The following is a 24,592-nucleotide window of genomic DNA, read 5'->3' as shown; positions in this document are numbered from 1 at the left end:
AAACCATCAGTTTCATAAGATAGTCAATGTTTTGTTCGTAAAATAACCTGTTGGTCTGCGGGAAAGGGTAGTCAGATAATGGATAACGCTGAAAAACTACTGGAAATCGAATCTATCAAGCAGCTTAAGGCGCGGTACTGTCGACTGCTCGATGCTAAGGATTGGGAGCGATGGCGCGAGCTTTTTGCTGACGATTTTCACAGCGACACTGCCGATTCCGGGGGCAAGGAAATTGTCGGTGCAGATGATTTTGTCGCTTTTGTCAGAAAGGCTCTCGGCAAACCCACCCGTGCAACAGTGCATCAGATACATGGTCCAGAGATCGAACTGACTTCCCCTACCACGGCAACCGGTGTCTGGGCGCTGGAAGATGTGGTTCGATTTGGTTTTGGTTTGAACATGAAAGGCTATGGTCATTACCATGAGTGCTATGAAAAAGTGGACGGCCTCTGGAAAATAAAATATTCGAAGCTGACCCGTCTGCGCGAGGATTATTTCAACGGGTTGTTTGCCATCTATATCGCCAATTGGTTTCGCAACTGGCTGTTGAGGAAGATCAATGCCTGAGGCGCTGAAAACGGTTCTGCTCAGTGGCGCATTTGGTCAGGTGGGCAAGCGCTGTCTCGATATTCTTCTGGCGCGCAATTATCGCGTTATAGCGGTAGAGCTGCGCAATTCGAAAACGGAGAGTATCGCGGCGGAGCGGCAGTCTGCCCATGATAACCTGGTTGTCGCCTTTGCTGATCTGCTTGATCGTGGGGCGGTTGACACGCTATTTCGCCATTATTGTCCGGACGCCGTAATTCATCTGGCAGCGATTTGCTCGCCGCCTTGCTATCTGAACCCGTCGCTGGCACGTCGGGTCAATGTTGATGCCACCCGTCATTTGCTGGAGGCGGCTGTGCAAAGCGGCAAGCAGCCGCTGTTTGCCTATGCCTCGAGCTCAGCAGTTTACGGCTCTCGCAATCCCTTTCTGCATCCGCACGGTGTAGATGACTCTACGCCGGTCAAGCCTGTTGAATGTTATGGACGGGATAAAGTGGATTCGGAAAATCTGGTGATTCAGTCGGGCCTGCCATATGCAGTTCTGCGGCTGGCCGGAGTGCTGTCGCCGGATGGTCTCGGCAACATGAAAGGTGAGTATCTGTTGCTGACTCGTGCAACTCCCGGTGACACGCGGGTGCACGGCGTTGATGCCCGCGATGCTGCCCTGGCGTTTGCCAACGCCATCGAACTGCCGGCAGAGAAACGCGATCGCGTATTTCTGATAGGCGGTAATGACAGCTATCTCAAGACCCAGCGCGAGATAGAGGATGACATGATGGCGGCCATCGGAATTGGGCGGCTTGGAGAGGGTGCGAGCCTGCCGGGGGATCCGGATGACGAGTACGGCTGGAGCTTTACCGACTGGTACGACACTCGTCAGGCGCAGGCAACGCTGAATTTTCAGCAGCATAACTGGGATGAAACCCGTGCCTGGGTGGCGGACGGTTTGCCGAGACCTGTCCGGTTTTTCATTCGATTAGTCAGCCCGCTGCTGCGTGCTGTGATGCGCCTGAATCTGAGTGTTCAGAAAAAGAAAGAAAACCGGGGTAGATATGCAGATCCTTGGCGGTTGATTGCTGAAACTTACGGTGAAGAAGTGCTGGTGGAGGACGCGGCGGCAAGATTACGCAGTCTCTGAAGATACCATTTTGCGATTTTTGCGGGCAGTGCCCGCTCCCGGCACATTGATAAAACCACAGTGAAGATTGCATGTGCCTGGGAGCGAGGGGCGGCTGACGGTTTATTAACTTGCCAGTAGTGTGCGTACTTCTCGTCGCAGCAGCTTACCCATTTCGTTATAAGGCAGTTCGGCGAGAAAAATGATTTTCTCTGGCACTCTGGATGAACGCAGTCGGTCTTTTACGAGCTTTTTCAGTTCATCTTCTGTTGGATGGTCGTGCCCTGCCCGAATGGCAACTGCAACACCGACGGCCTCGCCCCATTCGACAGATGGCACGCCGACAGCTGCAGAATCTGCAATTGCGGGATGGGTGGCCAGTACGTCTTCAATTTCGCCTGGGGAGATGTTCTCGCCACCGCGCACGATTACATCGTCGGCGCGGCCCGACAGGAACAGGTAGCCGGCGTCGTCGAGAAAGCCTGCATCGCGTGTCGGGAACCAGCCGTCGGCATCCAGTGCGGATTTCTCTCGGTATTCGCCGGAGACCTGCTCACCGCGCACATAGATTTCACCGGCTTCACCGGCGGGCAGAACGTTGCCGTCTTCGTCGCGAATTTCTAGTTCAATGGTAGGCAGGGGTTTGCCGACACTGCCAAGGCGGGCGCGCACTTTAGGATCGTTTGAGCTGAATGCTTCGCGGTGATCTTCCGGGCTCAGCAAGGCAACGGTAGAGCTGGTTTCGGTGAGGCCGTAGGCATTGGTGAAGTTGGTGTCGGGCAGTATGCCAATCGCTTTTTCAATTAGTTCCGGCGGCATGCGGCCGCCACCATAGGCAATGGATTTCAAGCTGGACAATTGCGCCCCCGCGTTATCGCCCATGCGCTCAATAATGCGCGCTAACATGGTCGGTACTAAAAAGGCATTGGTCGCTTTTTCTTCAGCGGCCAGTCGCAGCCAGGCGTCCGGTTCAAAGGCTGGCAGCATCACAATGCGTCGCATGGCGTACATATTACTCAGCAGGGTAGAGATGCCGGCAATATGGTAAGGCGGTACGCACACCAGCTGGGCGTCGTCTTCTTCGGCCGACATAAATTCGACGGTGCCGAGTATGTAGCCCATCAGATTGGCGTGGCGCAGCAGGGCGGCCTTCGGCGTGCCGGTAGTGCCGCTGGTAAAGATCTGCGCGGCAATGCCTTCGCCCTCACGTTCTTCGCCGGAGGCGTCAGCGGCAGCAGCTTGCGAAGCTTCCACAAAGGCAGAACGCGGGTTGCAGGTATGGCCTTGACTCAGTCGCTCGGTGCGAGCCACATCGCCAATCACGTACGCGGGCTTGATGCGGTCAAGCAACTTTCCAAGATCGGCATCGGCTAGTCGATAGTTGAGCGGCACATAGGGGATGCCGGCCAGCGCAGCGCCAAACAACGCAATGGGCGCAGCTTCGCTGCTTTCGTCGAGCAGGGCGACATGTTGGCAGTTGTTTGCGACAAATAATTCAGCGGCGCCTTTGGCGGCGTCAAACAGCTCGCCATAAGACCAGCGTTTGCCGTCGCAGACCAGGCCGATGCGGTCGGGCAGGGTGTCGGCGGCCATTTGCAGAATCAGGGCAATATTCATGGATGTACTGCGTCCGAAGGTTTAGTCTGAAGATGGCAGGGGCTTGGCGTCTTTGGTGGTCAGCATTTCGCCGCCAATGGCCAATGACCCGGCGCCGGCTTTCACGCACAGCAGCTCAACGCTGCCATCGGTGTTAACGTAACGCTTGCCGACCTTGGTGCCCTCGGCAAAATTGGAATCCACGCTGCCCTTTTCGGCAGGTGCGGTATCGGCCATTGGCGCCCCGCCGCACTCCACGACCAGATCCTTGCCTTTGATAACCATGACTTCGGTGTCACAGACAACGCTCTTTAATTTTGTTCCGGGTTTCATTGTGTTTGTCCCTTCTGGTTAGCAGGCGCTGCCTTGTGTCAGGCAATGGCGCCTTTTTCTTTGAGTTGCTCGATACGATCCCATTCCATGCCGATTTCCATCAGCACCAGCTCGGTGTGCTCGGACGCCAGCGGTGCGCGTTCGGTTTTCACCGGTTCATGGTTGAACTGAACCGGGCCGCGTACCAGTTTGATGGGTTCGCCGCCATCGGCCGCTTCGACTTCAAACAGCATGTCATTGGCCAGCGCCTGTTCATCGGTGGCGATATCAAGCAGGCTCTGTACTGGGGCCCACTGTCCGCTGTAAGTTTTGAGGTGCTCGCGCCAGTATTTGAAATCCTTCGAGGCGAAGGCTTCCACAATAATGTCGCTGGCGGCTTCCCAGTTTTTCATCAGGTTTTCTGCTGTGGAAAAACGTTCGTCGTCAGCGCATTCCGGGCGGCCGATATGTTCGAAGAAGTTCTTGATGTGCGGCCCAGGCGTGAGCGTACACATGTTGATGACACCGCCATCTTTTGCGTAGTAGTTGCCCATCAGCGGGTTGCCGGGATTGGCGCCGGATTGGGGCATGCGGTTGCTCATGATCTGGCCGGTTTCAATCCCCATGTCGATGGAGGTGCCGGCTGCCCACCAGGCGGTGCTGAGCAGAGACACATCCACCTCTGTTGCCTCGCCGGTTTGGGCGCGGTGGAACAGGGCGGCGGCGATACCGCCAGCGATGGTCATGCCGCCAATCGAATCACCAAAGGCGGGAATGCCCTGTGACAGGGGGCCGCCGAGTTCTTTGGGTGACATGGCGTCGGCAATGCCGCTGCGGTTCCAGAAGGCGGTGCCGTCAAAGCCTCCGGTGTCGCGCTCGGGGCCTTTATCGCCAAAGGCGCTGCCACGCGCGTAAATGATGTTGGGGTTAACTTTGCGGATATGCTCGATATCAAAGCCCATTTTCTGGCGTTGACGCGGCAGGTAGTTGGTCAGGAATACATCGGCGGTTTTGGCCAGCTCCAGAATAACTTCCATGCCTTCGGGGGTGGAGATATCTACGCCCACGCTGCGTTTGCCGCGATTAGGGTGCTCAACGAAGGGGCTGCGGTTGGGGTTGGTGTCGACACCACCCATTTTGACAAAGCCGCGCTGGGTATCGCCACGCACCGGGTGCTCGATTTTGATTACGTCGGCGCCCCAGTCAGCGAGAATGGCGCCTGCTGCGGGTACAAAGGTAAATTGCGCTACTTCAAGGACTCGAACCCCTTTCATGACCTGGGCCATTGTGCACTCCTGCCGTCGCTGAAAACCCTCATGATACTACTCAACAATGTTGTTGTATACAGGCCTTGGCTAAGGTATAAACACCGCATCATCCTAACTATAGTGCGGGAGACTCTCCTATGAAAATCGATTCCTCTGTGGCCGCCGTCGTCACGGGCGGTGCGTCAGGCCTGGGCTTTGCCGCCGTGCAGGCGCTGCGAGCGTTGGGCGCCAAGGTTGCCATCTTTGATCTCAACCCGGAAACCGGGGAAAAAGCAGCGGCGGAGACGGGATCTATCTTCTGTCAGGTGGATGTGCTGTCGGATGAGAGCGTGGATGCGGCGTTTGCTAAAGCCCGCGAGGCCAACGGTCAGGAACGTGTTCTAATCAGCTGTGCCGGTGGCGGAAATGCAATTCCCACTGCCCGTAGAGACAAGAAAACCGGAGAGATCAATATTTTCCCTTCGGACAAATTCGAGTGGGTACTAAAGCTCAATACGGTTGGCACCTTCCGCTGCATTACCCGCGCGGCAGCGGGCATGATGACGCTGGAACCGATCGACGGTGAGCGCGGCGTAATGATCAATACCGCGTCGGCTGCTGCCACAGAAGGTCAGATGGGGCAGGCCGCCTATTCTGCCGCCAAGGCCGCGATCGTGGGTATGACGCTGACCATCGCCCGCGATCTGTCCCGCGAGGGTATTCGCGTTAACACGATTCAACCGGGCATTTTTGACACCCCTGCCATGGCGCGTGCGCCTCAGGAAATGAAAGATGCGTTGGGCAAGATGGTGCCGTTTCCACCGCGTTTGGGTAATGCAGGTGAGTTCGCCAGCATGGCAATGGAGCTGGTGCGCAATGGGTATGTCAACGGCGAAACGATTCGTCTTGATGGTGCTATTCGGATGCAGCCGCGCTAATAAGGTTTGGTGATGCGCGATCTGGTTCGGGGTTAGTAACTTGAACCAGATCGGTGTTGCCGCAACTCAGTGCAAAGGCTTGCGCTGCCAGGTGGGTGGGCATGATCTCGGGTGGAGGAGGGCTAAAATACCTCCAGCGGCGGCTCATTCAGCAGCGCTAGCTGTTCCCGCAGTTCCAGGATGTGCTCGGCCCAATAGCGCTCTGTATTGAACCAGGGAAAGGTACGGGGAAAGGCTGGGTCGTCCCAGCGCCGGGCTAGCCAGGCACTGTAGTGCATGATGCGCAGGCTGCGCAGGGGTTCGACCAAGGGTAATTCGCGCGCGTTGAAATCGCTGAATTCGTTGTATCCTTCCACTAGCTCTGACAGTTGTCGCTGCTGCGCGTCACGTGAGCCGGACAGAAACATCCAAATATCCTGAATGGCCGGCGCCATACGGCTGTCGTCCAGATCCACAAAGTGAACCTCGTCGTCACGCCATAGAATGTTGCCCACGTGGCAGTCGCCGTGCACACGCTGCAGGCTTGGCTTTACTTCGTCAAAGCGTTGGCGAATTCGGTATAACAAGTCGCGACTGAGGGTTTCGTAAGCGTTGCGCAATTCCTGCGGAATAAAATGTTGTAAGAGAAAGGCGGCACTGCTTTCACCAAAGGTTTCGGTGGTCAGTGCGGGGCGGTGCTTGAACTCTTCCAGTCGTGCCACATTGTGAACTCGCCCGGCGAGGCGGCCTAGTTGAAACAGGCTGTCGAGGTCATCCAGCGCCGGGGCGTGTCCGCCGCGTCGGGGATAGATGGCAAAGCGATAACCTTTAAAGGCGAAGAGGGTGTCGCCGTCTTCGTTCTTCCAAGGTGGAACCACGGGAATGTCGGCATCGTGCAACTGCCAGCTGAAGCGGTGTTCTTCCAGTATTTGTTCGTCGCTCCAGCGCTCTGGCCGGTAAAATTTGACGATCAGTGGTTCGCCGCCTTCGATGCCGATCTGATAAACGCGATTTTCGTAGCTGTTCAGGGCGAGAATGCGCAGATCAGACAGTACGTCGAGGCTTTCGACCGCGTCGATAACCATATCGGGGGTAAGGGCTTCGTAGGGGTGGGGGTTTACATCTTCACGCATACGACAGCTCCGGTACAACGTTGTCAGGGGGTTCGCGCCAGGCAGCAAACAGTAATACTGGTGGCGCCAGCCCTGCGCAGTATAGCGGCGAGGGTATTGGCTGTCGCGCCTGTTGTCAGTACATCGTCGACCAGGCCGATGGTTCGGCCCCTGATAAGCTCAGGACGTATAACGGTAAATGCACCGGCGAGATTTTTGCGGCGGGCGCTGGCACTTAAGCCTTGTTGTGGCGGGGTGTCTTTGCAGCGTTTTAGCGCGTTGCATGCTGGGATGGCCGTCGCACGGCTCCAATGTCTGGCTATATCTTCTGTCTGATTGTAGCCGCGAGCAAATTGCCGTCGCCAGTGCATGGGCACGGGAATCAGCAGATCTGCCGTCAGTGGCGGGACGGATAGCTCGCTCAGCAGGGCGCCCGTTGTCCGGTCGCCATGATATTTGAAGCGGCTGATCAAGGTGTCGATGGGAAAGCCATATTCCCAGCTTGCATAGCAGGCATCAAACAGAGGTGGCCTTTTCAGGCACTGGCCGCAGATGCCGGGTGTGGTCAGTGGCAGGGCGCAGCGATCACAGCGCCGGGTTAGCCAGGGCAGTTCGGCTTCGCAGCCGCTGCAGATTTCGCTGGGGCGGTCGGTGGCGCCAAGACAGAGCTGGCAGGCGCCGGGAAAGAGCTTGTAAGACAGGTGCTTAAGCGTGCTGTTAACCATTTGCGTCCCTGCAGGTTGACAGATAGAATGGGTGGCTTTGTTAGCCTTAAAATCACAGGATACGCCATGAGCACCCCGATTCGCCACGACTGGACCCCCGCAGAAGTCAGCGCGCTGTTTGAGCTGCCGTTTAATGATCTGCTGTTTAAGGCGCAAACTGTTCACCGGGAATACTTTGATCCCAATCAGGTGCAGGTCAGCACGCTGCTCTCTATCAAAACCGGCGCCTGCCCTGAAGATTGCAAATACTGTCCTCAGAGCAACCGTTACGACACGGGGCTGGAGCAGGAAAAGCTGATGGAAGTGGAAAAGGTGTTGGCTGAGGCGCGTGCTGCTAAAGCCACCGGTGCCAGCCGTTTCTGCATGGGTGCCGCCTGGCGCTCACCCAAGAAAAAAGACATGCCCTACGTGACCGCCATGGTAAAAGGTGTGAAAGAGTTGGGCCTGGAAACCTGCATGACGCTGGGTATGCTCAGCGAAGAGCAGGCGGAAGAGCTGGCGGATGCCGGCCTTGATTACTACAACCACAACCTCGATACCTCGCCCGAGTTCTACGGCGAAATCATTACCACCCGTACCTATCAACATCGTCTGGATACTCTGTCCAATGTGCGCAAGGCTGGCTTGAAAGTCTGCAGTGGTGGCATCGTGGGGATGGGTGAGAGTGTTCGCGATCGTGCCGGCCTGCTGATTCAGCTGGCGAATTTGCCCGAGCATCCGGAAAGTGTACCCATTAATATGCTGGTGCGCGTGGAAGGTACCCCGCTGGCTGAAGAGGATGATCTCGATCCCTTCGACTTTATCCGCACCATCGCCGTGGCCCGTATCCTAATGCCTGCTTCTCACGTGCGGCTTTCGGCGGGCCGTGAGGAGATGAACGAGCAGATGCATGCGTTGGCCTATTTTGCCGGCGCCAATTCCATCTTTTATGGCGAAAAGCTGCTGACCACGCCGAACCCTGAGGCTAACAAAGACCTCAAGCTGTTCGATCGACTGGGAATCAAGCCAGAAGAGCGCGATGAGCAGTACTGTGAAGATGAGCAGGAAGCTGCGCTGCAGGCCAAGGTAGAGCAGGCGCAAAACGATCGCTTCTTCTACGACGCAACGGCCTGAGCAGTCGGCCAACTGACGTCGGCCACTACAACCCGTGACCCACCCCATGGAATCCGAACTGGCTGCGGCGCTTGAAGAGCGTCGCACATTGCATCGCTATCGCGTGCGCCGGACGCTGAACAGCGCGACTGGCGCGACCGCCCGTGTCGATGGCAAAGAGGTTCTGTTGTTCTGCAGCAACGACTACCTTGGTCTGGCCAGCCACCCTGCGCTGATTAAAGCCATGCAGGATGCTGCTGATGCGGTCGGTGTCGGCAGCGGCGCATCCCATCTGGTGTGCGGACATTCCCGCTACCACCACTTGCTTGAAGAGCGCCTTGCCGAGTTCACAGGGCGCGACCGGGCACTACTGTTTTCCACGGGCTATATGGCCAATATGGGTGTGATTGCCGCATTGGTAGGGCGTGGTGATGCAGTGTATGAAGACCGTTTAAACCATGCATCGCTGCTGGACGGTGGATTGCTCAGCGGAGCGCGTTTTCAGCGGTTTACCCACAACGATGTCGGTGACCTTGAGCGCCGGCTGCGCAAAAATGAATCCGGTCGCAAGCTGGTGGTCGTCGATCATGTGTTCAGCATGGATGGCGATGAAGCACCGCTGGCTTGTCTGTCGGCAGTCGCCGCGCAACACGGCGCTTGGTTGATGGCAGATGACGCGCACGGGATTGGCGTCGTGGGCAAGCGCGGCGCCGGCTGTGCCGAACAGTTGGATCAGAACGAATTGCCGATTCTTATGGCCACGCTCGGCAAAGCCGTCGGTGGTTTTGGGGCCTTTGTCGCCGGCAGCGAAACCCTGATTGAAAGTCTGATTCAGTTTGCTCGCCCGTACATTTACACCACGGCCATGCCGCCGGCAGTGGCAGCGGCCAATCTCGCGGCGCTGGAATTGCTGGAGAGTGAAGCCTGGCGTCGCGAAAAACTACAAAAATCCATTGCGCGTTTTCGCGCGGGGGCGATACAGCTTGGCCTGTCGCTCATGCCGTCTAACACGGCAATACAGCCGCTGCAGGTGGGCTTGGACGAGCGGGCGCTGGCACTGAGCCGGGCGTTGGAAGCGCAGGGTATTCTGGTTTCCGCCATTCGTCCGCCCACGGTGCCAGAAGGTACCTCACGCCTGCGCATAACCCTCAGTGCGGCGCACAGTGAGTCGCAGATCGACCAGTTGCTGGACGCGCTGGCTGTCGCAATCGGCGGTGGTGCCTGATGCTGTATCGCGAACGGGTGCCTGCCAGGCAGGCGGGGGCAGAACTGGTATTGCTGCACGGCTGGGGCGCAACAAGTGATTGCTGGCGATCGGCGTTGCCGCTGCTGCGGCAGCATTTTAATGTCACGCTCATCGACCTGCCGGGTCACGGCGCCAGTCGTGATCACAATGCTGATCTTGACGCTTTTATCGATCAGCTAATGCAGCAAATGCCGGCACGGGCTGTCTATTTGGGTTGGTCGCTTGGCGGCATGCTGGCAACCAGCATAGCGGCCCGCTATCCCGAGCGGGTTGCCGCGCTGATCACTGTTGCGAGCAATGCGAGCTTTGTGGAGCGCGAAGACTGGCAAGCGGCTATGCCGTTGAAAACTTTTCACGATTTTGTCGCGCGCTTTGAAGCAAACCCCGCGCGCGGTCTGAAACGTTTTGATTTGCTTCAGAATGCAGCCTCTGCCAGTCAGCTGGGCAATGCGTCCATTCAGCGCGCCTTGCTGGAATGGTTGAGGCAAATGGATAACCGCGCTGCGCTGCGTGGTCTTCAGTGCCCGGCGCTGCTGTTGTTTGGTGCCGAGGATGCGCTGGTTCCGCAGGCATGCGTTGCAAACGTTAATGCCCTGAATCCGTCGTTGAAAACACGGCTGCTGGCCGGTGGCGGGCATCGGCTATTTGAATCTTCGACTGAGAACTTCTGGCGGGAGGTTATTGGTTTCTGCCGTGAGCACGCACTGTTGTCAGAGACCACGGAACACCATCTCGACAAGCGCCGGGTTGCACACTCTTTCAGCAAGGCAGCCAAGAGTTACGACAGCGTTGCAGACTTGCAGCGCCGCGTCGCCGATACGCTCGCCACGCGGTTGGCCGATGTGGAATGCGGCGTTGCACTTGATCTCGGTTGCGGCACGGGCTACAGCCTGCCGAGATTGAGCGGCTGTGCGCAGCGTGTCATCGCGATGGACCTCGCCGAAGGTATGCTGACTTACGCCCGTTCACTGGAGGGGCGTGATGCCCAGGGCTGGGTATGTGGCGACGCAGAAGATTTGCCACTGGCGGACGACAGTGTGGATCAGGTGTTCTCGTCGCTGGCAGTGCAGTGGTGTGAAAATATCGCTGCCGTATTTGCAGAAGCCTATCGCGTGATGCGGCCGGGCGGTGAAATGCTGGTAAGCACTCTGGGGCCTGACACCTTGTTTGAGTTGCGGGAGGCGGGCCGGGCAGCTGACAACAGCACCCATGTGAATCGCTTTTTGGCGCGCGATGAACTTGAACGTGGCATAGCGCTGAGTGGTTTGACGCTGGTTGCCTGGCAAGAAGCGCAGGAAATCCTGGAGTACCAGCATTTGCGCGAACTGATGGGCGAGCTAAAGAACCTCGGAGCACATAACGTCAATAGCGACCGGGCCGGTGGTCTGATGGGTAAGCAGGCATTGCGGCGCTTTATGACGGCTTACGAAAGTTACCGCAATGAGCGGGGCTTGCTGCCCGCCAGTTATCAAGTCTGGTATCTGCACCTGAAAAAAAAGAGTGATAGCAATGGGTAAAAAGTTCTTCGTGGCTGGTACCGATACTGAAATCGGTAAAACCACCGTTGCCTGTGGCCTGCTGGCGGCTGCCAATCAGCTAGGGCTTCGAACATTGGCTCTAAAGCCTTTGGCTGCAGGTGCCGACAACATTGCTGGCGAACTACGTAACGAAGATGCGTTGGCGCTGATGGACAGTGCCAGCGTCAAGCTTGCTTATGAACAGGTCAATCCGGTTTTGTTTGATCCGCCAATCGCCCCCCATATCGCCGCACAGCAAGCGGGTAAGCGCATTACCGTGTCTCAGTTGGCGGGTTATTGTCGAGGTGCGCTAATGACCTCGAGCGACTTTGCGCTGGTAGAGGGAGCCGGCGGCTGGCGGGTGCCGCTAAGTGGGCGCGAAACGCTGGCTGGTCTGGCTGTTGAACTGCAGCTGCCGGTTATTCTTGTGGTTGGTATGAAGCTGGGTTGTCTCAACCACGCACTGTTAACGGCTGAGGCGATTCAGCGCGATGGATTGCCATTGGCAGGGTGGGTTGCCAATACGGTGGACCCGCAGATGGCCTGCTTTGATGACAATATCGCTACCCTTAAGCACTTTCTGCCAGCGCCCTGCCTTGGCGTAATTCCCCGCTTGCAGGACACTCAGGGCACTCACGTTGCTCCCCACCTGGATCTTGCTCAGCTTGCACTCTAAAGCCGTGGGCAGGTCCTGGCTTTAAAAATATCGGGAATAAGTGCAGCCGCCTTTACGCCTGTGACCAGACGATGTTTACTCTGCTGATTCGGTATTGAATGTTGTGCAGGAGTAATCATGCCTCTCGAGAACTTTGAGTCTACCCATGAAGTGTTCAATCAGGCTTCGGCGCTGGAGAATCACAATCTTTATCTAGGTGATCAGGCGTTGCGGGAAGCGATTCAGGCTCAGGCGCCACAGGCTGATGAGTCACTGGTGGACTATGGCCAGCTGTGTGGCTTGCCTGAATTTATCGAGCTGGGTTTTCAGGCCAATGCACACAAGCCGGTGCTGCATACCCATGATCGTTTTGGTCATCGACTGGACGAGATAGAGTTCCATCCGAGCTACCATGCGCTCATGGAGCAGGCTTATCAGTCCGGGCTACACAGTGAGCCCTGGACGGGCGGCAGTCATGCGGCGCGCGCCGCCAGATATTATCTACATTCCCAGATAGAAGCGGCACACGGCTGTCCAGTGACGATGACCTTTGCCTCGGTGCCGACCTTCAAGCTAAACCCTGTGCTGGCGGAGCGCTGGCTGCCCAAGGTGCTGGCGAATGCCTACGATCCGCGGAATGTGCACTACAGCGAAAAGTCAGCCCTGACCATTGGCATGGGAATGACCGAGAAACAGGGCGGGTCTGACGTGCGCGCCAACACGACCCAGGCTACTCGGGTCGGCGAAGTGGATGGGATGGATGCTTATTCGCTGGTCGGGCACAAGTGGTTTCTGTCGGCACCCATGTGTGATGCTTTTCTGGTGTTGGCCCAGACCGATCAGGGCATCAGTTGTTTTCTGGTGCCGCGCTGGCACCCGGAAGGTCATAAAAACCCGCTGGAAATTCAACGCCTGAAAGACAAGATGGGCAATGTTGCCAACGCCTCGTCGGAGGTGGAGTTTCGCGGCGCCTTGGGCTGGCTGGTTGGCCAGCCGGGACGCGGTGTGCCCGCCATCATTCAGATGGTGGCGATGACGCGCTTTGACTGCATGATCGGTTCCAGTGCTGGTCAACGCCAGGCTGTGGTGCAGGCGGCACACCACGCCAGTCAGCGCGAGGCTTTCGGTAAGCGTCTGATAGACCAACCCATCATGCGCAATGTGATTGCTGATCTGCAATTGGAGGTAGAAGGCTCGCTGGCCATGACATTCCGAATGGCGCAGGCTCTCGATGGTGGCAGTGAGCAAGATCAGCTACTGCTTCGACTCGGCACGGCGGTTGGCAAATACTGGATCTGCAAGCGCACACCTCAGCACGCCTACGAAGCAATGGAGTGCATTGGCGGCAACGGCGTGATGGAGAACTGCATTATGCCGCGTTTGTATCGGGAAGCGCCGATAAACGCGATATGGGAGGGCTCAGGCAACATTCAGGCATTGGATGTGCGCCGTGCCATGGAGCGCAGCCCGGAAGTGGTGGATGCCTGGATGGCTGAGCTGCTGACCACTGCCAATATGGATCCGCGGCAGGATGCGGTGGTGGAGAACCTGAAGCACGAGTTGGCGGCAGCTGATGAGTCGTCGGCGCGCCGCTTGGCCGAGCTGTTGGGTCTCAGTCTGCAGGGCTCATTGCTGCTGCGCAGCCCGAATGCAGCGATCGCCGAGGCATTTTTGGCGGGTCGCTCGCAGTCTCCGAGCCATCACTTTGGGGCGCTTCCCGCCGGTTTGAACCTGGATTTATTGGTAAATCGCGCCAATCCGCACATATACGAGTAAATACTAAGGTTTGTAACCTTTTGAAATATAAGTAGTAAATGTTCGATAAAGGTAATTTGACGGCAAATCTCTTGCAAAGCACTAATTGATTTGCCTAATATACTCGCCGTCAACATTGGCGGTTGAGTTGTTCTCCTGCCACGAACATTGAGGTAAGAGCCATGCCCGTTTATAAAGCTCCGTTGCGCGATATGCAGTTTGTGTTGAATGATTTGCTGAAAGTTGATCAGCACTATCCCACGCTGTCTGATCGCGAGGAAGTGACTCCCGATCTTCTGGATGCCATTCTGAACGAAGGTGCGAAGTTTGCTGAGGAAGTGATTGCCCCTCTTAACCAGATCGGCGACCAGCAGGGTTGTACCTGGAGCGAAGACGGTGTGACTACACCGGAAGGCTTCAAAGAAGCCTATCAGCAATACTGCGAATCTGGCTGGACCAGTGTAAGCGCCCGTACCGAATTTGGTGGCCAGGGTTTGCCTCCGTCTGTTGGTCTGCTGCTGTCAGACATGATGGGTGGTGCTAACTGGTCTTGGAGCATGTATCCCGGCCTGTCCAGCTCTGCGGCACGCGTACTGGAAGAGTACGGCAATGAAATGCAGCAAACCCGTTACCTGCCCAAAATGGTAGACGGTACCTGGACTGGCACTATGTGTCTGACCGAGCCGCACGCCGGTTCTGATGTTGGTTTGTCTCGCACTAAAGCCAAGGACAATGGCGACGGAACCTACGCTATTACCGGCACCAAGATTTTCATTTCCTCCGGCGAGCACGACATGGCGGAGAACATTATCCATCTGGTTCTGGCGCGCACTGAGGGCGCACCGGAAGGCACCAAGGGTATCTCGCTGTTTCTGGTGCCCAAGTTTATTGCCCATGAGGACTCGAGCCTGGGCGATCGCAACGGTGTAACCTGTGGCTCTATCGAGCACAAGATGGGTATCAAAGGTTCTGCGACAGCTGTACTGAACTTTGACGGTGCAACCGGCTACATGATCGGTGAGGAGAACAAAGGCCTTACCTACATGTTTGTGATGATGAACACTGCCCGTATGGGTACTGCCATGCAGGGTCTGTCACTGGGCCAACTGTCATACCAGGGTGGTCTGGAATACGCGCGTGAGCGTTTGCAAATGCGTTCACTGTCGGGCCCCAAAAACCCGGATGGTCCTGCCGATCCAATTATCGTGCACCCCGATGTGCGCCGCATGCTGCTGACGCAAAAGGCTTTCACTGAAGGCAGTCGCGCGTTTCTGTACTGGATTTTGATGGTCGTGGACAAGGCTAACTGCGGTGCGACTGAAGAAGAGCGCAAGGAAGCCGACGACCTGTTGCACCTGCTGACGCCGATCGCCAAGGCTTTTGTTACCGAGACCGGTCTGGAAGTGGCCAACTACGGCGTTCAGATCTACGGTGGCCACGGCTTTATCAGTGAGTGGGGCATGGAGCAGATCGTTCGTGACCTGCGCATTTCAACGCTCTATGAAGGTACGACTGGCATTCAGGCGCTTGACCTGCTGGGCCGAAAGATTATGGGTACCGGTGGCCAGGCCCTGATGACGCTGACCAAGATCATCCACAAGTACTGCGAGTCTCAAAAGGACAATGCCGCGATGGCTGAGTTTGTCGAGCCGCTGGCGGCGCTGAACAAAGAGTGGGGTGATATCACCATGCAGATCGGTGAGAAAGCCATGCAGAACCCAGATGAAGTGGGTGCGGCGTCGGTTGATTATCTGATGTACTCCGGCTACATTGCGCTCGCATATATGTGGGCTCAGATGGCCGAACTCGCGCTTGGGGGCAGCGAGGGCGATAGCTTTATGGCGTCCAAGATTAAAACTGCGCGCTTCTACTTCCAGCGCTTGTTGCCGCGTACCGAGAGCCATAAGCTGAGCATGCTCAGTGGCGCGGACAATCTGATGGCGTTGGATGTTGACGAATTCGCGTTCTAAATAAACTCAACGGAGGACAACCGTGCCGGATTACAAAGCCCCTGTAAAAGACATGCAATTTGTATTGCATGAGGTTTTTAACGCAGAGTCCATCTGGTCCAAATTGGGACTGGAGGAGGTCAATCGGGAATTGGCAGATGCCATCCTCGATGAAGCGGCAAAAATCAGCGAAAACCTTCTCTCGCCACTGAATCGCAGCGGAGACGAAGAGGGCGTAAGCTGGAACGACACGGTTGTCACAACGCCTAAAGGCTTTCCTGAAGCCTTTAAAGAACTGGCCGAAGGTGGCTGGGGTGCTCTTGCCGGCGCCCCGGAATACGGCGGCCAGGTTATTCCCAAGATGCTGGTGCTGATGTTTGAGGAAATGAGCTATGGCTCAAACATCGCGCTGGGTCTGTACCTTTCACTCACCTCTGGTGCGGCGCTGGCTCTGGCCAACCACGCCAGTGATGAGCTGAAAGAAAAATACCTGCCGAACATGTACTCCGGTAAATGGGCTGGCAGCATGTGTCTGACCGAAGGTCACGCAGGTACCGACCTTGGTATGATTCGCACTAAGGCTGAACCCCAAGCCGACGGTAGCTACAGCATTACCGGGAACAAGATTTTTATCACCGGTGGTGAGCATGACCTGACAGAAAACATCGTCCACCTTGTACTGGCCAAGTTGCCGGACGCACCGGCAGGCTCCAAAGGCATATCGCTGTTTCTGGTGCCGAAGTTCCACGTCAACGACGATGGCAGTCTCGGCGAGCGCAACGGCGTAAGCTGTGGCTCGGTAGAACACAAAATGGGTATTCACGCGTCTGCCACCTGTGTACTCAACTTTGATGGTGCTAAAGGCTATCTGGTGGGTGAAGTGAACAAGGGCCTGGCAGCCATGTTTACCATGATGAACTACGAGCGTTTGTCAGTTGGTGTTCAGGGCTTGGGGCTGGCGGCCGCTGCTTATAATGGTTCGCTCGATTATGCGCGCGAGCGCCTCCAGAGTCGGTCACCGGCAGGTCCGCAGAATGCTGACGGCCCGGCCGATCCGATCATTGTGCACCCCGACGTGCGCCGTATGTTGCTGACGCAAAAAGCCTATGTGGAGGCTGGTCGCGCTTTCGCGGTCTTTGTTGGTCAGCAGCTTGATACCGCCAAATTTGGTGAAGGTGAAGAGCAGGCGCGCGCAGCGGGCCTGGTTGAATTGCTTACGCCTATCGCTAAAGCTTTCCTGACAGACAAAGGCCTGGATTGCACCGTGCTTGGTCAGCAGTGCTTTGGTGGCCACGGCTACGTGCGTGAGTGGGGCATGGAGCAGTTGGTGCGCGATGTGCGCATAGCCCAGATCTACGAAGGCACCAACGGAATCCAGGCGCTGGATCTGATGGGGCGTAAAGTCGCCGCTAATGGCGGCCAGAATATGGGTGTACTGCTCCAGGAGATGCGTGACTATGCGGAATCGGTCACAACTGCTGGAATGGAAGAGTTTACCGCACCGCTGCAATCGGCTGTCGAAGTGTTGGATTCTCTGACCAGGGACGTGCTCAATGCGGCCAAGAATGACCCTCATGCGGTTGGCGCAGCGTCGGTAGAATACCTGCACGCCGCTGGCTATACCATCTACGCGTACATGTGGGCGCGCATGGCAGAGGCAGCACTGAAAGCGGGTGATAACGAGTTTTACACGAGCAAGCTGCACACCGCCCGTTTCTATATGAAGCGTTTGCTGCCGCAATTGCAGGCGCTGGCAACATCAGTACGGGCTGGTAGCGATGTGTTAATGGATTTGCCTGAGAGCGCATTTTAAGCCCCTGTCCATGATCAGGGCGGGTTTCTGTTGAAGCTCGCCCTGTGTCTTGCGGACAGCTGGCTTGGCCAAACCCGATTCGGGTGGGATAATGCGAGGTCAGTTCACACCCGATGTCGTATTCGCCATGTCTCAAGACCGCAAGCTCTACCCCGAAGATCAGCAACGCGTTGATGAGTACCTCAAGTCTGGGTACAACGACACGCCACGAAAGCCCTTCAAACCCCTTCGCATGATATTCATGTTGATAACGGTGGTGACGGGTTTCAGTATCCTGAGTATTTTCCTGGCCCGAACAGCAGGCGTCTACTAAGCCTGCTTAGCGGCGCTATTTCTTTGCAAGTGCAACGATGTCTGGGGTTATCGCCGGCCGGACGTTATTGACCAGCTCGTCGCTGTGCATTGCCCGGTCGCGTCCAGCTTCTTTTGCCGCGTACAGAATCTGATCTACCCGAGACAGTGCGATCTGCAGTGTTAGATTGGCATCGGGGATGCCATGAAAGACTCCAGCGCTTACGCTCACAATGTTCAGCGGTGCCGCCACATGTTCCAGTTTTGCTGTGCGCAGCTCCTGTAGGGCCCTGTTGGTCAGTACTTGGCAAGAGCCGGTGGGTGAGTCGTGGGTCAGCACCAGAAACTCTTCGCCCCCCCACGCGCGCCACCACGTCGCTGGCGCGTTTGAACGTACCCGCCAGAATATCAGCAAAAGTCTGTATTACCTTGTCGCCTGCTGGGTGACCGTACTCGTCGTTGTAGCGTGTGAAGTAGTCGATAAAAGCGGCTGGCAACAACCCAGTCCGGCCAATTGCGCGTCTATTGTCTTTATGCCAGCTATCGGCAACCTTGCTGCCAGGCCATTGTGACACGCCAGCCTTGAGCAGCGCAGTGGTCGAGTGCGTACGATAAATACCTGACCCAATACCCATTATAAGGGGGTTGTAGCTGGGGGCGTTCTTTGAGGATTAGCTTCCCAGACTAAACGGCAATCAGTTGGGTCTGGGTGTTTATTGCTCGCATTAAGATGCTAGTCTGTACAGATTCTCTTTCTATGGTGCCGTATTGTGAGCTCGTATTGTCGTGTATTAGCGCTGGCTGGCGTGGTGTTGTTGTCCGGGTGCAAGTCCTCGTCGAGTAATTCCTCTGCCGCTGCAGAGCCGGTCGCCCGTGACTTTGGTGAGCCGACGGCGCAGCAGATCCGCCCTGGGGTGAAAATTTCCTCTTCGTATGGCAGCTGCACCTCGAACTTCATTTTTGCCGCCAATTCTGTCACTTACTACATAGGCACGGCGGCGCATTGCTTTAGTGATGACGCCAACAATGGGGATCCTTGTGAATCGCGCAATGCAGCGTCGGGCTTTTCTGGAGTGACAATAGAAAATGCCCGATTTCCAGGAACACTGGTTTACAGCAGCTGGAGTGCTATGCAGCAGCAGGGTGAGGTTCCTGCTTCCGAACAGTGCCGATTGAACGATTTTGCATTGGTGCAGATACACCCTGATGATCTTGATAATGTGCATCCGTCAGCCTTGCGCTTTGGTGGTCCGACGGGTTTGTACAACGGTTTGGCTGCGGTAGGCGATGAGGTGTTTACCTATGGTCAATCGAGCCTGCACTTTGGAGAGCCTGCGTTAGAGGAAAAACGCGGGCAGATAACGCAGGTGGTCGCAGATGGTTTAGCCTATCGCGTTCGGACTGACAATGCCGGGGTGCCAGGCGACAGCGGTAGTGCGGTCCTTCACGAGGATGGGCGCGCGCTCGGTGTTTTGAGTGATGTTGCCGTGGGGGTTGGTACAGCGCCGGTGAGTAACGGTGTTGTAAATCTTGATCGTGCGTTAGCTTACGCCAAAAATGGTGGTTTCATCCCAGCCTCTACGGTCTTGCTTACCTGGCAGACCTTCAGCGGGCAGTAGTTCTTCGCTGCCAGTCATTGCTATCCAATGGGCTGATTTGTCGGGTAGTTGCGGCTTGTTTTTTTGGGTGAAAGGTTGAGCTGAGGTAGCGGCTGGTTAAGTGTTTTTTCTGAGCATGGATGCGAAATCTTTGCGTCGACGATCTCGTGACACAAGACGCAGTCGGGGGCCACCGCGGTCGCGATACATCATGTAGCCCATGACCACAGACATGCCAAAGGCAAGCCATCCCATCGAGCGGAACAGGTAGGCGGGCGTGGTGAGTTCGGCCAGTGCTGGTGATGCAGTCGATACAATCGGCTGCTCAGGCAGTGTCTTCTGGGTCGCTGCCTGCTGGCTCTGCTTTTCAATAAGCGCCAGCGCATTGGTTAGCTGTTTTTCAAGTTCGGCAACGCGTTGCAGTGTGTTATTGGTCTGGGCTGCTTGTTGGGTTGCCACTGTATCGGTATGAATAGGGCTGACGTCGGCACTTGCATCAGTCTCAGCTAGAGAGTGAAGCTCATATGGCGAGAGCGCTGTGCCGGTCGGTTCGTTGGCGGTGTCGGCCAGTGGGTCACTAACAAAGTCTTTGCCGTCGTATTGATATACAGGAGCAGACTCAACGACGGATGAGGGTGATTCGCTGACCTCAATTGCGGAACCGTCGATTGTCGCTGCGGTGTCCTTCGGCATGGGGTCGGCAACTGCTACGGCCGTACTTAGCGGACTGGATTTTTTACTGCCAATAATACGGTAGCCTTTGCCGCCGTCTTCCAAGACCAGTCGCGCGTCGTAACACTGTTCCGGAATGGTCAGCACATACGCTTCTTTGAGCAGGTGCGGTTGGTTGGCGATAAACGCTTTAGGATTCTGTTCGAACACGGCGGCCATCCACTGGGCGTGGCTGCCGTCCCGCTGTGTACTCAGTTTGTCTGCCAGGCCCCACAGGGAATCGCCCCGACTTACTCGGTATTGTCCGTCGCTGAAGTTGTTATCTGACGTTGAAACTCTTCGCTGCGGTGCCGAGGTTTTTGAGGTGAGGTTTTCAGTGGCGCTGTACTGTAATTCCTGCTGCGAGCGAGCTGGTTTTACCGGATCTATCGTGGCTGGCCGGGTGGCTGCGTTGCTGGTCTGTGTGGTCTGCTTCTGCTGTGAGGAGGATGCAGGCTTGTCGAGCTGCGCTACACGACTTGTTGGTGCGCTTCGGTGTAATGCGGGGAAGTCGAGTAGTACCGTGTATTCGCGCTGCAAAAAACCACGTGGCCAGCGCAGATTGAGTGTAAACGCCAGGAAAGGCTCCATCACGGGTTCATCGGAGCGCAGGCGAATCATATTGGTGGCTGCGTCGAAATCTACCTGGTATCTGCTGCCCACCATCGCATCGAGCGGGTGGCCTGAGGCATCGTCTTTGAGGGTGGAGAGGGCAATACGGAGGTCTTCGCCGGACAGCTTGCCGAGGTGGTGAACGGGAATGCTGAGGTCTAGCGGGGTGCCAAAATGAGAGCGTACTTCAGCTTCACCAAGTCCGATGGCGTAGGAAAATTCGCATAAAAACAACAAGATAGCGAAAGCTGTGAACTTCAGGTAACTGCGCATTCAGTTGCTCTTTTTTCAGCGTTCACGGTGACTTGAGTGCTGAAAATCACCTGTGGTGTGAAGTATAGCCTAACTTCTCAATAATGCCCAATTTGCGACATTGCGGCGGCGTGAACTTTCGCTTCAGCGAAAGTTCCTCACTTGAGAGCAAGTTCACCCTAAAAATATTGCATTTTTGATGTGCGTCTCTCTAACGAATTGCAGTAGCGGCGTAATTGCTATCCACTCTATATCAATATGAATTGAAATGTTATTGAAATGTCAAGTGAATGAGGTCGTCTTGTGGTTTCAGATGGCTGTCGAATGATATCCACCCTCGTCCTAAAACAGCCTTTATATAAAGGCTGTTTTTCAATTTCACGCATGATGTGGCTGCCGGGCAGCTTTCAGGGGAGGTCTATTGGGGCTATGCTGGGAAGCAGTGCAACAGATCTTTCTACACTCCGCTGGCGCGGGGGGCGATAGCGAGGTGAGTTATGGGTGAAGGATCCAAAGGCAGACGCTCAACAACAGGCGATCGTTCTGAAAAAGCCAGTGGCCGCTCCAACCTGATTGATCAGCTGCTCGACTATACGGGCCTGATTACAGCTAGTGTTGTTGATGTGGTCAAAACCGGATCGGCCATACCGCTGATGTATACCGATAGCTGGTTAAAAGACCTGTACATGAAGTCTCTCGACCCAGAGCGTTTGCGAGCCATGGCTGACGCAGGTGAGTTCCTGAAAGATGCTCGGGAAGTTGCGGGTCTCAATCTGCAGGAGTTAACGGAAATCCTCGGCCTGAAAGACGTCGAGTTGCTACGTGAAGTGGAAAATGGCCGAGCGACATTACCGTTTGACATGATCTTGCGTATCGCCGCGCTCATTGCCCGTCACGATCCCATTCCTTTTATTCTCAAGTTTGTGCGAACCTACAATCCTGCTCTCGAACAACGGCTGGATGATTTGGGTATTCTGCAGCTGCCGCGCCAGTATGAGAGAGAAAGACGTTATGTGAACCTGCTGCGCAAACACGATCGCCTTCGTGATATGAGTGATGAGACTTTCGAGCAGTTTCTGAATTTGCAGCGCGCGTCGGTGGACTATTGTCTTCAGGTGATGGATGAAGCGGAAGGGGTGAATAAGCGCTCGGTAAAGCGTAAGAAGGCCACAAAGAAAAAAGCCGCAAGCAAAGAGTCTACACGCAGCGTCGATAAATAAGCTGTTTGGTCAGAAAAATTTACGAAATTCCACGCCGGTTTCTGTCAAGCGTAAAACCATCTTCCCGCCCCGGCTACGAAAGATTTCATCCTCTTTTGCAAAGCGTCGCGGTGATAGGCTGTCCGCTAGGCTCGGGCGTCGCCAGTTTGCACTCAGCGAATGTGGTGATGCGTGCGGCTTTTCTGCACCGAGGCTGCCCCAGGCGGCTTCCTGTGCACGAGGTTCGGCGGCGTAGCTGGGCGACATCGCCGCCAGCGCCATCGCTGCTGCGGTGAGCAGTTTCTGCTGTAAGCGTAAGTAGGTGGTCAGCCGCGCCACGGAAACGTTATGCGCTTGTAGCAAAATTGATCCAAGGGGGCGTTTGCTCTTGCGCTGTTCTGCCAGTGCTTCTTCCAGCTCCTGTCGGCTTATGCGGCCGTCCGCCATAATGAGGTCGCCGAGGCGACAGCCCAATTCAGCGGTTGTCGCGGTATCGCCCGGTTGACGCAGTTTGTGTTGAAGGTTGAGCAAGGCATCCTTTTCCAGGCGACCAATTCGACGCTGGCGCATAAGCACGCTGCACAGTGGCTGTTTTTGCAGTTCGGCGATGGAAAGTGCTTTGCGAAGTTGTCGACGGGAGATGAATTCGCCGCGCACCAGAAGCTCGCCAATCCTGCTTGGGTCGTGTGTGGAGCATTGGCAGTTTGCTGTCATGGGGCCCCTCCTAGCATTGGGCGCTGGTACCTGATTGTTTGTCGGGTTATAAAACTCGCACTAGTAAAGCCAATCGCAGGTACTGGCGACAATACGTAGTGTCCGAGGTGCGGCATGTCGTCAGCCGAAATAGATCAATAAAAACTATGGGGAAATCAATGGATAAGGTGCGAACAGGCAGGCGTTATCGGGCCAACCGCTTGGCCGGGGAATATGATGTTTTGATAATTGGTTCCGGTATTGGTGGCTTGGTTAATGCGGCCCTGCTGTCATTACTGGGCAAGAAAGTGTGTGTTCTGGAACAGCATTATACGGCCGGCGGCTACACCCATGCCTACGAACGGGAAGGGTTCGAATGGGACGTAGGGGTGCATTACATTGGCGACGTCCATCGGCCGGAGAGCCGTCTGCGGCGAATTTTTGACGTGGTTAGTGAGGGTCGGTTGCAGTGGGCAGAAATGGATCCGGTATACGATCGTATTATTCTTGGTGACCATGAATACGATTTAAAAGCGGGTACCGAGAATTTTATTGCCGAGCTAATTTGGCATTTTCCCGAGGAAGAGGAAGCGATACGTCGCTACGTCGCGCTGGTGCGCGAAACAAGTTACAAGAGCAGCCAGTTTTTCGCAGGGCAGGCAATGCCGAGGCCTCTGGCAGGTGTGTACGGCAAAACCCGCGGAGTGCTGCTCGGCAAACAATTCCGGCAAACCACGCGCGAGGTGCTCGAATCGCTTACCGACAATCAGCAGCTGATTGCGGTGCTCACAGGTCAATGGGGTGATTACGGATTGCCGCCAGCGGAATCTTCTTTCGTGATGCACGCGTTGGTGGCGAAACACTATCTGGCTGGTGGTGCCTATCCTGTGGGCGGTGCGTCGGCGATGGCGCGTAGTATCATTCCCACAATTCAGAAGGCCGGTGGCGAGGTATTTACTTATGCCGAAGTCACACAGATTCTGTTGGAGCGGGATCGCGCCGTTGGCGTGGTTATGGCAGATGGCACCGAAATTCGTGCGCCGGCGATTGTCAGCAATGCGGGCATTTTGCCGACAGTGAACAGCCTGTTACCTGATACCGTTCGTTCGCGCTTTCAGTTGCACAGTGACGATCGCATTCGACTTTCCAGTGCTCACCTGTGCCTGTATGCCGGTTTTCACGGTTCTCCCCAATCGCTGGGAATGGATACCACCAATCTGTGGATTTACCCTGACGCCGACCACGAGGGCAATGTTGCACGGTATCTGAGCGACCCTGACAACAACCCGTTTCCGCTGGTGTATATCTCATTCCCATCGGCCAAGGATCCCCAGTGGTCTGAGCGTTATCCGGATAAGTCTACGGTAGAGATTGTTACGGTAACCAATCCGGAATGGTTCGCGCGCTGGCAGGACACTACGTGGCAGCAGCGGGGTGATGACTACGAGGCGAAAAAAGCGGACCTGTCCAGAAAACTGCTGGCTATCCTTTTTCAGCGTATGCCTCAGCTGGAGTCGGCGCTCGCTTTTTACGAGCTATCCACGCCACTTTCGACTCGCTTCTATCAGCGTAACGTGCAGGGTGAAATTTACGGTCTGGACCACTTTCCGGAGCGGTTTGATCACCCCGGACTGCAC

22 protein-coding genes and 1 pseudogene are annotated in these 24,592 nt (G+C 55.9%); 14 read left to right on the top strand and 9 right to left on the bottom strand.

Translation table 11 applies throughout. From position 1 onward, the window contains the following. Positions 1-78: 78 nt before the first annotated feature. Together ABYP39_RS02210 and ABYP39_RS02205 are read left to right on the top strand one after the other, a co-directional pair. A complete protein-coding gene (locus tag ABYP39_RS02210) occupies positions 79-567 on the top strand; it encodes a nuclear transport factor 2 family protein (protein WP_372747518.1) in 489 nt (162 codons plus the stop codon). Next, positions 560-1,684, top strand: coding sequence for an NAD-dependent epimerase/dehydratase family protein (locus ABYP39_RS02205; RefSeq protein ID WP_372747517.1), 1,125 nt, complete (start codon positions 560-562; stop codon positions 1,682-1,684). The genes ABYP39_RS02210 and ABYP39_RS02205 overlap by 8 nt, the downstream gene beginning before the upstream one ends. A gap of 105 nt (positions 1,685-1,789) precedes the next feature. Here the strand turns inward: ABYP39_RS02205 and ABYP39_RS02200 are convergent, their stop codons facing one another. From ABYP39_RS02200 to ABYP39_RS02190, 3 genes are read right to left on the bottom strand one after another with little or no spacing between them, the layout of a single operon-like run. Continuing rightward, a complete protein-coding gene (locus ABYP39_RS02200) occupies positions 1,790-3,280 on the bottom strand; it encodes a class I adenylate-forming enzyme family protein (protein ID WP_372747516.1) in 1,491 nt (496 codons plus the stop codon). 21 nt (positions 3,281-3,301) lie between these two features. Continuing rightward, positions 3,302-3,592, bottom strand: a complete 291-nt coding sequence (locus tag ABYP39_RS02195) for a hypothetical protein (RefSeq protein ID WP_372747515.1) — start codon at positions 3,590-3,592, stop codon at positions 3,302-3,304. A gap of 38 nt (positions 3,593-3,630) precedes the next feature. Beyond that, the gene (locus ABYP39_RS02190; protein ID WP_372747514.1) at positions 3,631-4,857 is read right to left on the bottom strand and encodes a CaiB/BaiF CoA transferase family protein; all 1,227 of its coding nucleotides are present in this window, start codon (positions 4,855-4,857) and stop codon (positions 3,631-3,633) included. Between the two features lie 119 nt (positions 4,858-4,976). On the opposite strand from ABYP39_RS02190, the gene ABYP39_RS02185 reads away from it, so the two are divergent. Continuing rightward, a complete protein-coding gene (locus tag ABYP39_RS02185; RefSeq protein ID WP_372747513.1) occupies positions 4,977-5,756 on the top strand; it encodes an SDR family NAD(P)-dependent oxidoreductase in 780 nt (259 codons plus the stop codon). Between the two features lie 122 nt (positions 5,757-5,878). On the opposite strand, the gene ABYP39_RS02180 is transcribed toward ABYP39_RS02185, so the two are convergent. Next, a complete protein-coding gene (locus ABYP39_RS02180; protein WP_372747512.1) occupies positions 5,879-6,868 on the bottom strand; it encodes a serine/threonine protein kinase in 990 nt (329 codons plus the stop codon). A 23-nt stretch (positions 6,869-6,891) separates the two neighbouring features. Further along, positions 6,892-7,572, bottom strand: a complete 681-nt coding sequence (locus ABYP39_RS02175) for a ComF family protein (RefSeq protein WP_372747511.1) — start codon at positions 7,570-7,572, stop codon at positions 6,892-6,894. A gap of 66 nt (positions 7,573-7,638) precedes the next feature. On the opposite strand from ABYP39_RS02175, the gene bioB reads away from it, so the two are divergent. The 8 genes from bioB to ABYP39_RS02135 all read left to right on the top strand — a co-directional run bounded on the left by bioB (position 7,639) and on the right by ABYP39_RS02135 (position 17,912). Continuing rightward, positions 7,639-8,685 carry a biotin synthase BioB gene (gene bioB, locus ABYP39_RS02170; protein WP_372747510.1) on the top strand — a complete coding sequence of 349 codons (1,047 nt, stop codon included), beginning with the start codon at positions 7,639-7,641 and terminating at the stop codon, positions 8,683-8,685. A gap of 46 nt (positions 8,686-8,731) precedes the next feature. Beyond that, positions 8,732-9,889, top strand: coding sequence for an 8-amino-7-oxononanoate synthase (gene bioF / locus ABYP39_RS02165; RefSeq protein WP_372780936.1), 1,158 nt, complete (start codon positions 8,732-8,734; stop codon positions 9,887-9,889). Continuing rightward, positions 9,889-11,427: a malonyl-ACP O-methyltransferase BioC gene (gene bioC / locus ABYP39_RS02160; protein WP_372780934.1), complete on the top strand. Its 1,539-nt coding sequence runs from the start codon at positions 9,889-9,891 to the stop codon at positions 11,425-11,427. The genes bioF and bioC overlap by 1 nt, the downstream gene beginning before the upstream one ends. Beyond that, on the top strand, positions 11,420-12,103 hold the full coding sequence (gene bioD / locus ABYP39_RS02155) for a dethiobiotin synthase (RefSeq protein ID WP_372748723.1): 684 nt from the start codon (positions 11,420-11,422) through the stop codon (positions 12,101-12,103). The genes bioC and bioD overlap by 8 nt, the downstream gene beginning before the upstream one ends. A gap of 117 nt (positions 12,104-12,220) precedes the next feature. After that, positions 12,221-13,858, top strand: a complete 1,638-nt coding sequence (locus ABYP39_RS02150; RefSeq protein WP_372748722.1) for an acyl-CoA dehydrogenase family protein — start codon at positions 12,221-12,223, stop codon at positions 13,856-13,858. 161 nt (positions 13,859-14,019) lie between these two features. Continuing rightward, positions 14,020-15,807: an acyl-CoA dehydrogenase C-terminal domain-containing protein gene (locus tag ABYP39_RS02145; protein ID WP_372780932.1), complete on the top strand. Its 1,788-nt coding sequence runs from the start codon at positions 14,020-14,022 to the stop codon at positions 15,805-15,807. A gap of 22 nt (positions 15,808-15,829) precedes the next feature. Further along, complete coding sequence (locus ABYP39_RS02140) at positions 15,830-17,599, top strand: acyl-CoA dehydrogenase C-terminal domain-containing protein (protein WP_372748720.1); 1,770 nt, start codon at positions 15,830-15,832, stop codon at positions 17,597-17,599. Positions 17,600-17,690: 91 nt separating this feature from the next. Continuing rightward, positions 17,691-17,912, top strand: a complete 222-nt coding sequence (locus ABYP39_RS02135) for a DUF3094 family protein (RefSeq protein WP_372764003.1) — start codon at positions 17,691-17,693, stop codon at positions 17,910-17,912. 15 nt (positions 17,913-17,927) lie between these two features. On the opposite strand, the gene ABYP39_RS02130 is transcribed toward ABYP39_RS02135, so the two are convergent. Continuing rightward, positions 17,928-18,305, bottom strand: coding sequence for a diguanylate cyclase domain-containing protein (locus ABYP39_RS02130; RefSeq protein ID WP_372780930.1), 378 nt, complete (start codon positions 18,303-18,305; stop codon positions 17,928-17,930). Beyond that, positions 18,256-18,525: pseudogene (locus tag ABYP39_RS02125) on the bottom strand (diguanylate cyclase); the annotation flags it as partial. The pseudogene ABYP39_RS02125 and the gene ABYP39_RS02130, both read right to left, overlap by 50 nt. 135 nt (positions 18,526-18,660) lie before the next feature. On the opposite strand from ABYP39_RS02125, the gene ABYP39_RS02120 reads away from it, so the two are divergent. Next, positions 18,661-19,509, top strand: coding sequence for a serine protease (locus ABYP39_RS02120; protein WP_372764005.1), 849 nt, complete (start codon positions 18,661-18,663; stop codon positions 19,507-19,509). A gap of 96 nt (positions 19,510-19,605) precedes the next feature. On the opposite strand, the gene ABYP39_RS02115 is transcribed toward ABYP39_RS02120, so the two are convergent. After that, positions 19,606-21,084 carry a FimV family protein gene (locus ABYP39_RS02115; protein ID WP_372780928.1) on the bottom strand — a complete coding sequence of 493 codons (1,479 nt, stop codon included), beginning with the start codon at positions 21,082-21,084 and terminating at the stop codon, positions 19,606-19,608. Between the two features lie 476 nt (positions 21,085-21,560). Here ABYP39_RS02115 and ABYP39_RS02110 point away from each other — a divergent pair, with 476 nt between their 5' ends. Next, positions 21,561-22,283 (top strand): multiprotein-bridging factor 1 family protein, encoded by a 723-nt coding sequence (locus ABYP39_RS02110; RefSeq protein ID WP_372749099.1) that lies wholly within the window; start codon positions 21,561-21,563, stop codon positions 22,281-22,283. A gap of 9 nt (positions 22,284-22,292) precedes the next feature. On the opposite strand, the gene ABYP39_RS02105 is transcribed toward ABYP39_RS02110, so the two are convergent. Then, complete coding sequence (locus tag ABYP39_RS02105; protein WP_372749098.1) at positions 22,293-22,976, bottom strand: hypothetical protein; 684 nt, start codon at positions 22,974-22,976, stop codon at positions 22,293-22,295. Positions 22,977-23,134: 158 nt separating this feature from the next. Between ABYP39_RS02105 and ABYP39_RS02100 the strand changes: the two genes are divergently transcribed. Next, on the top strand, positions 23,135-24,592 hold a 1,458-nt coding region (locus tag ABYP39_RS02100), incomplete at its 3' end, for a phytoene desaturase family protein (protein WP_372780926.1).

Source organism: Litorivivens sp., assembly GCF_041625495.1.
Lineage (GTDB): Bacteria > Pseudomonadota > Gammaproteobacteria > Pseudomonadales > Spongiibacteraceae > Litorivivens.
This window is presented reverse-complemented; position numbering and strand designations above follow the sequence as displayed.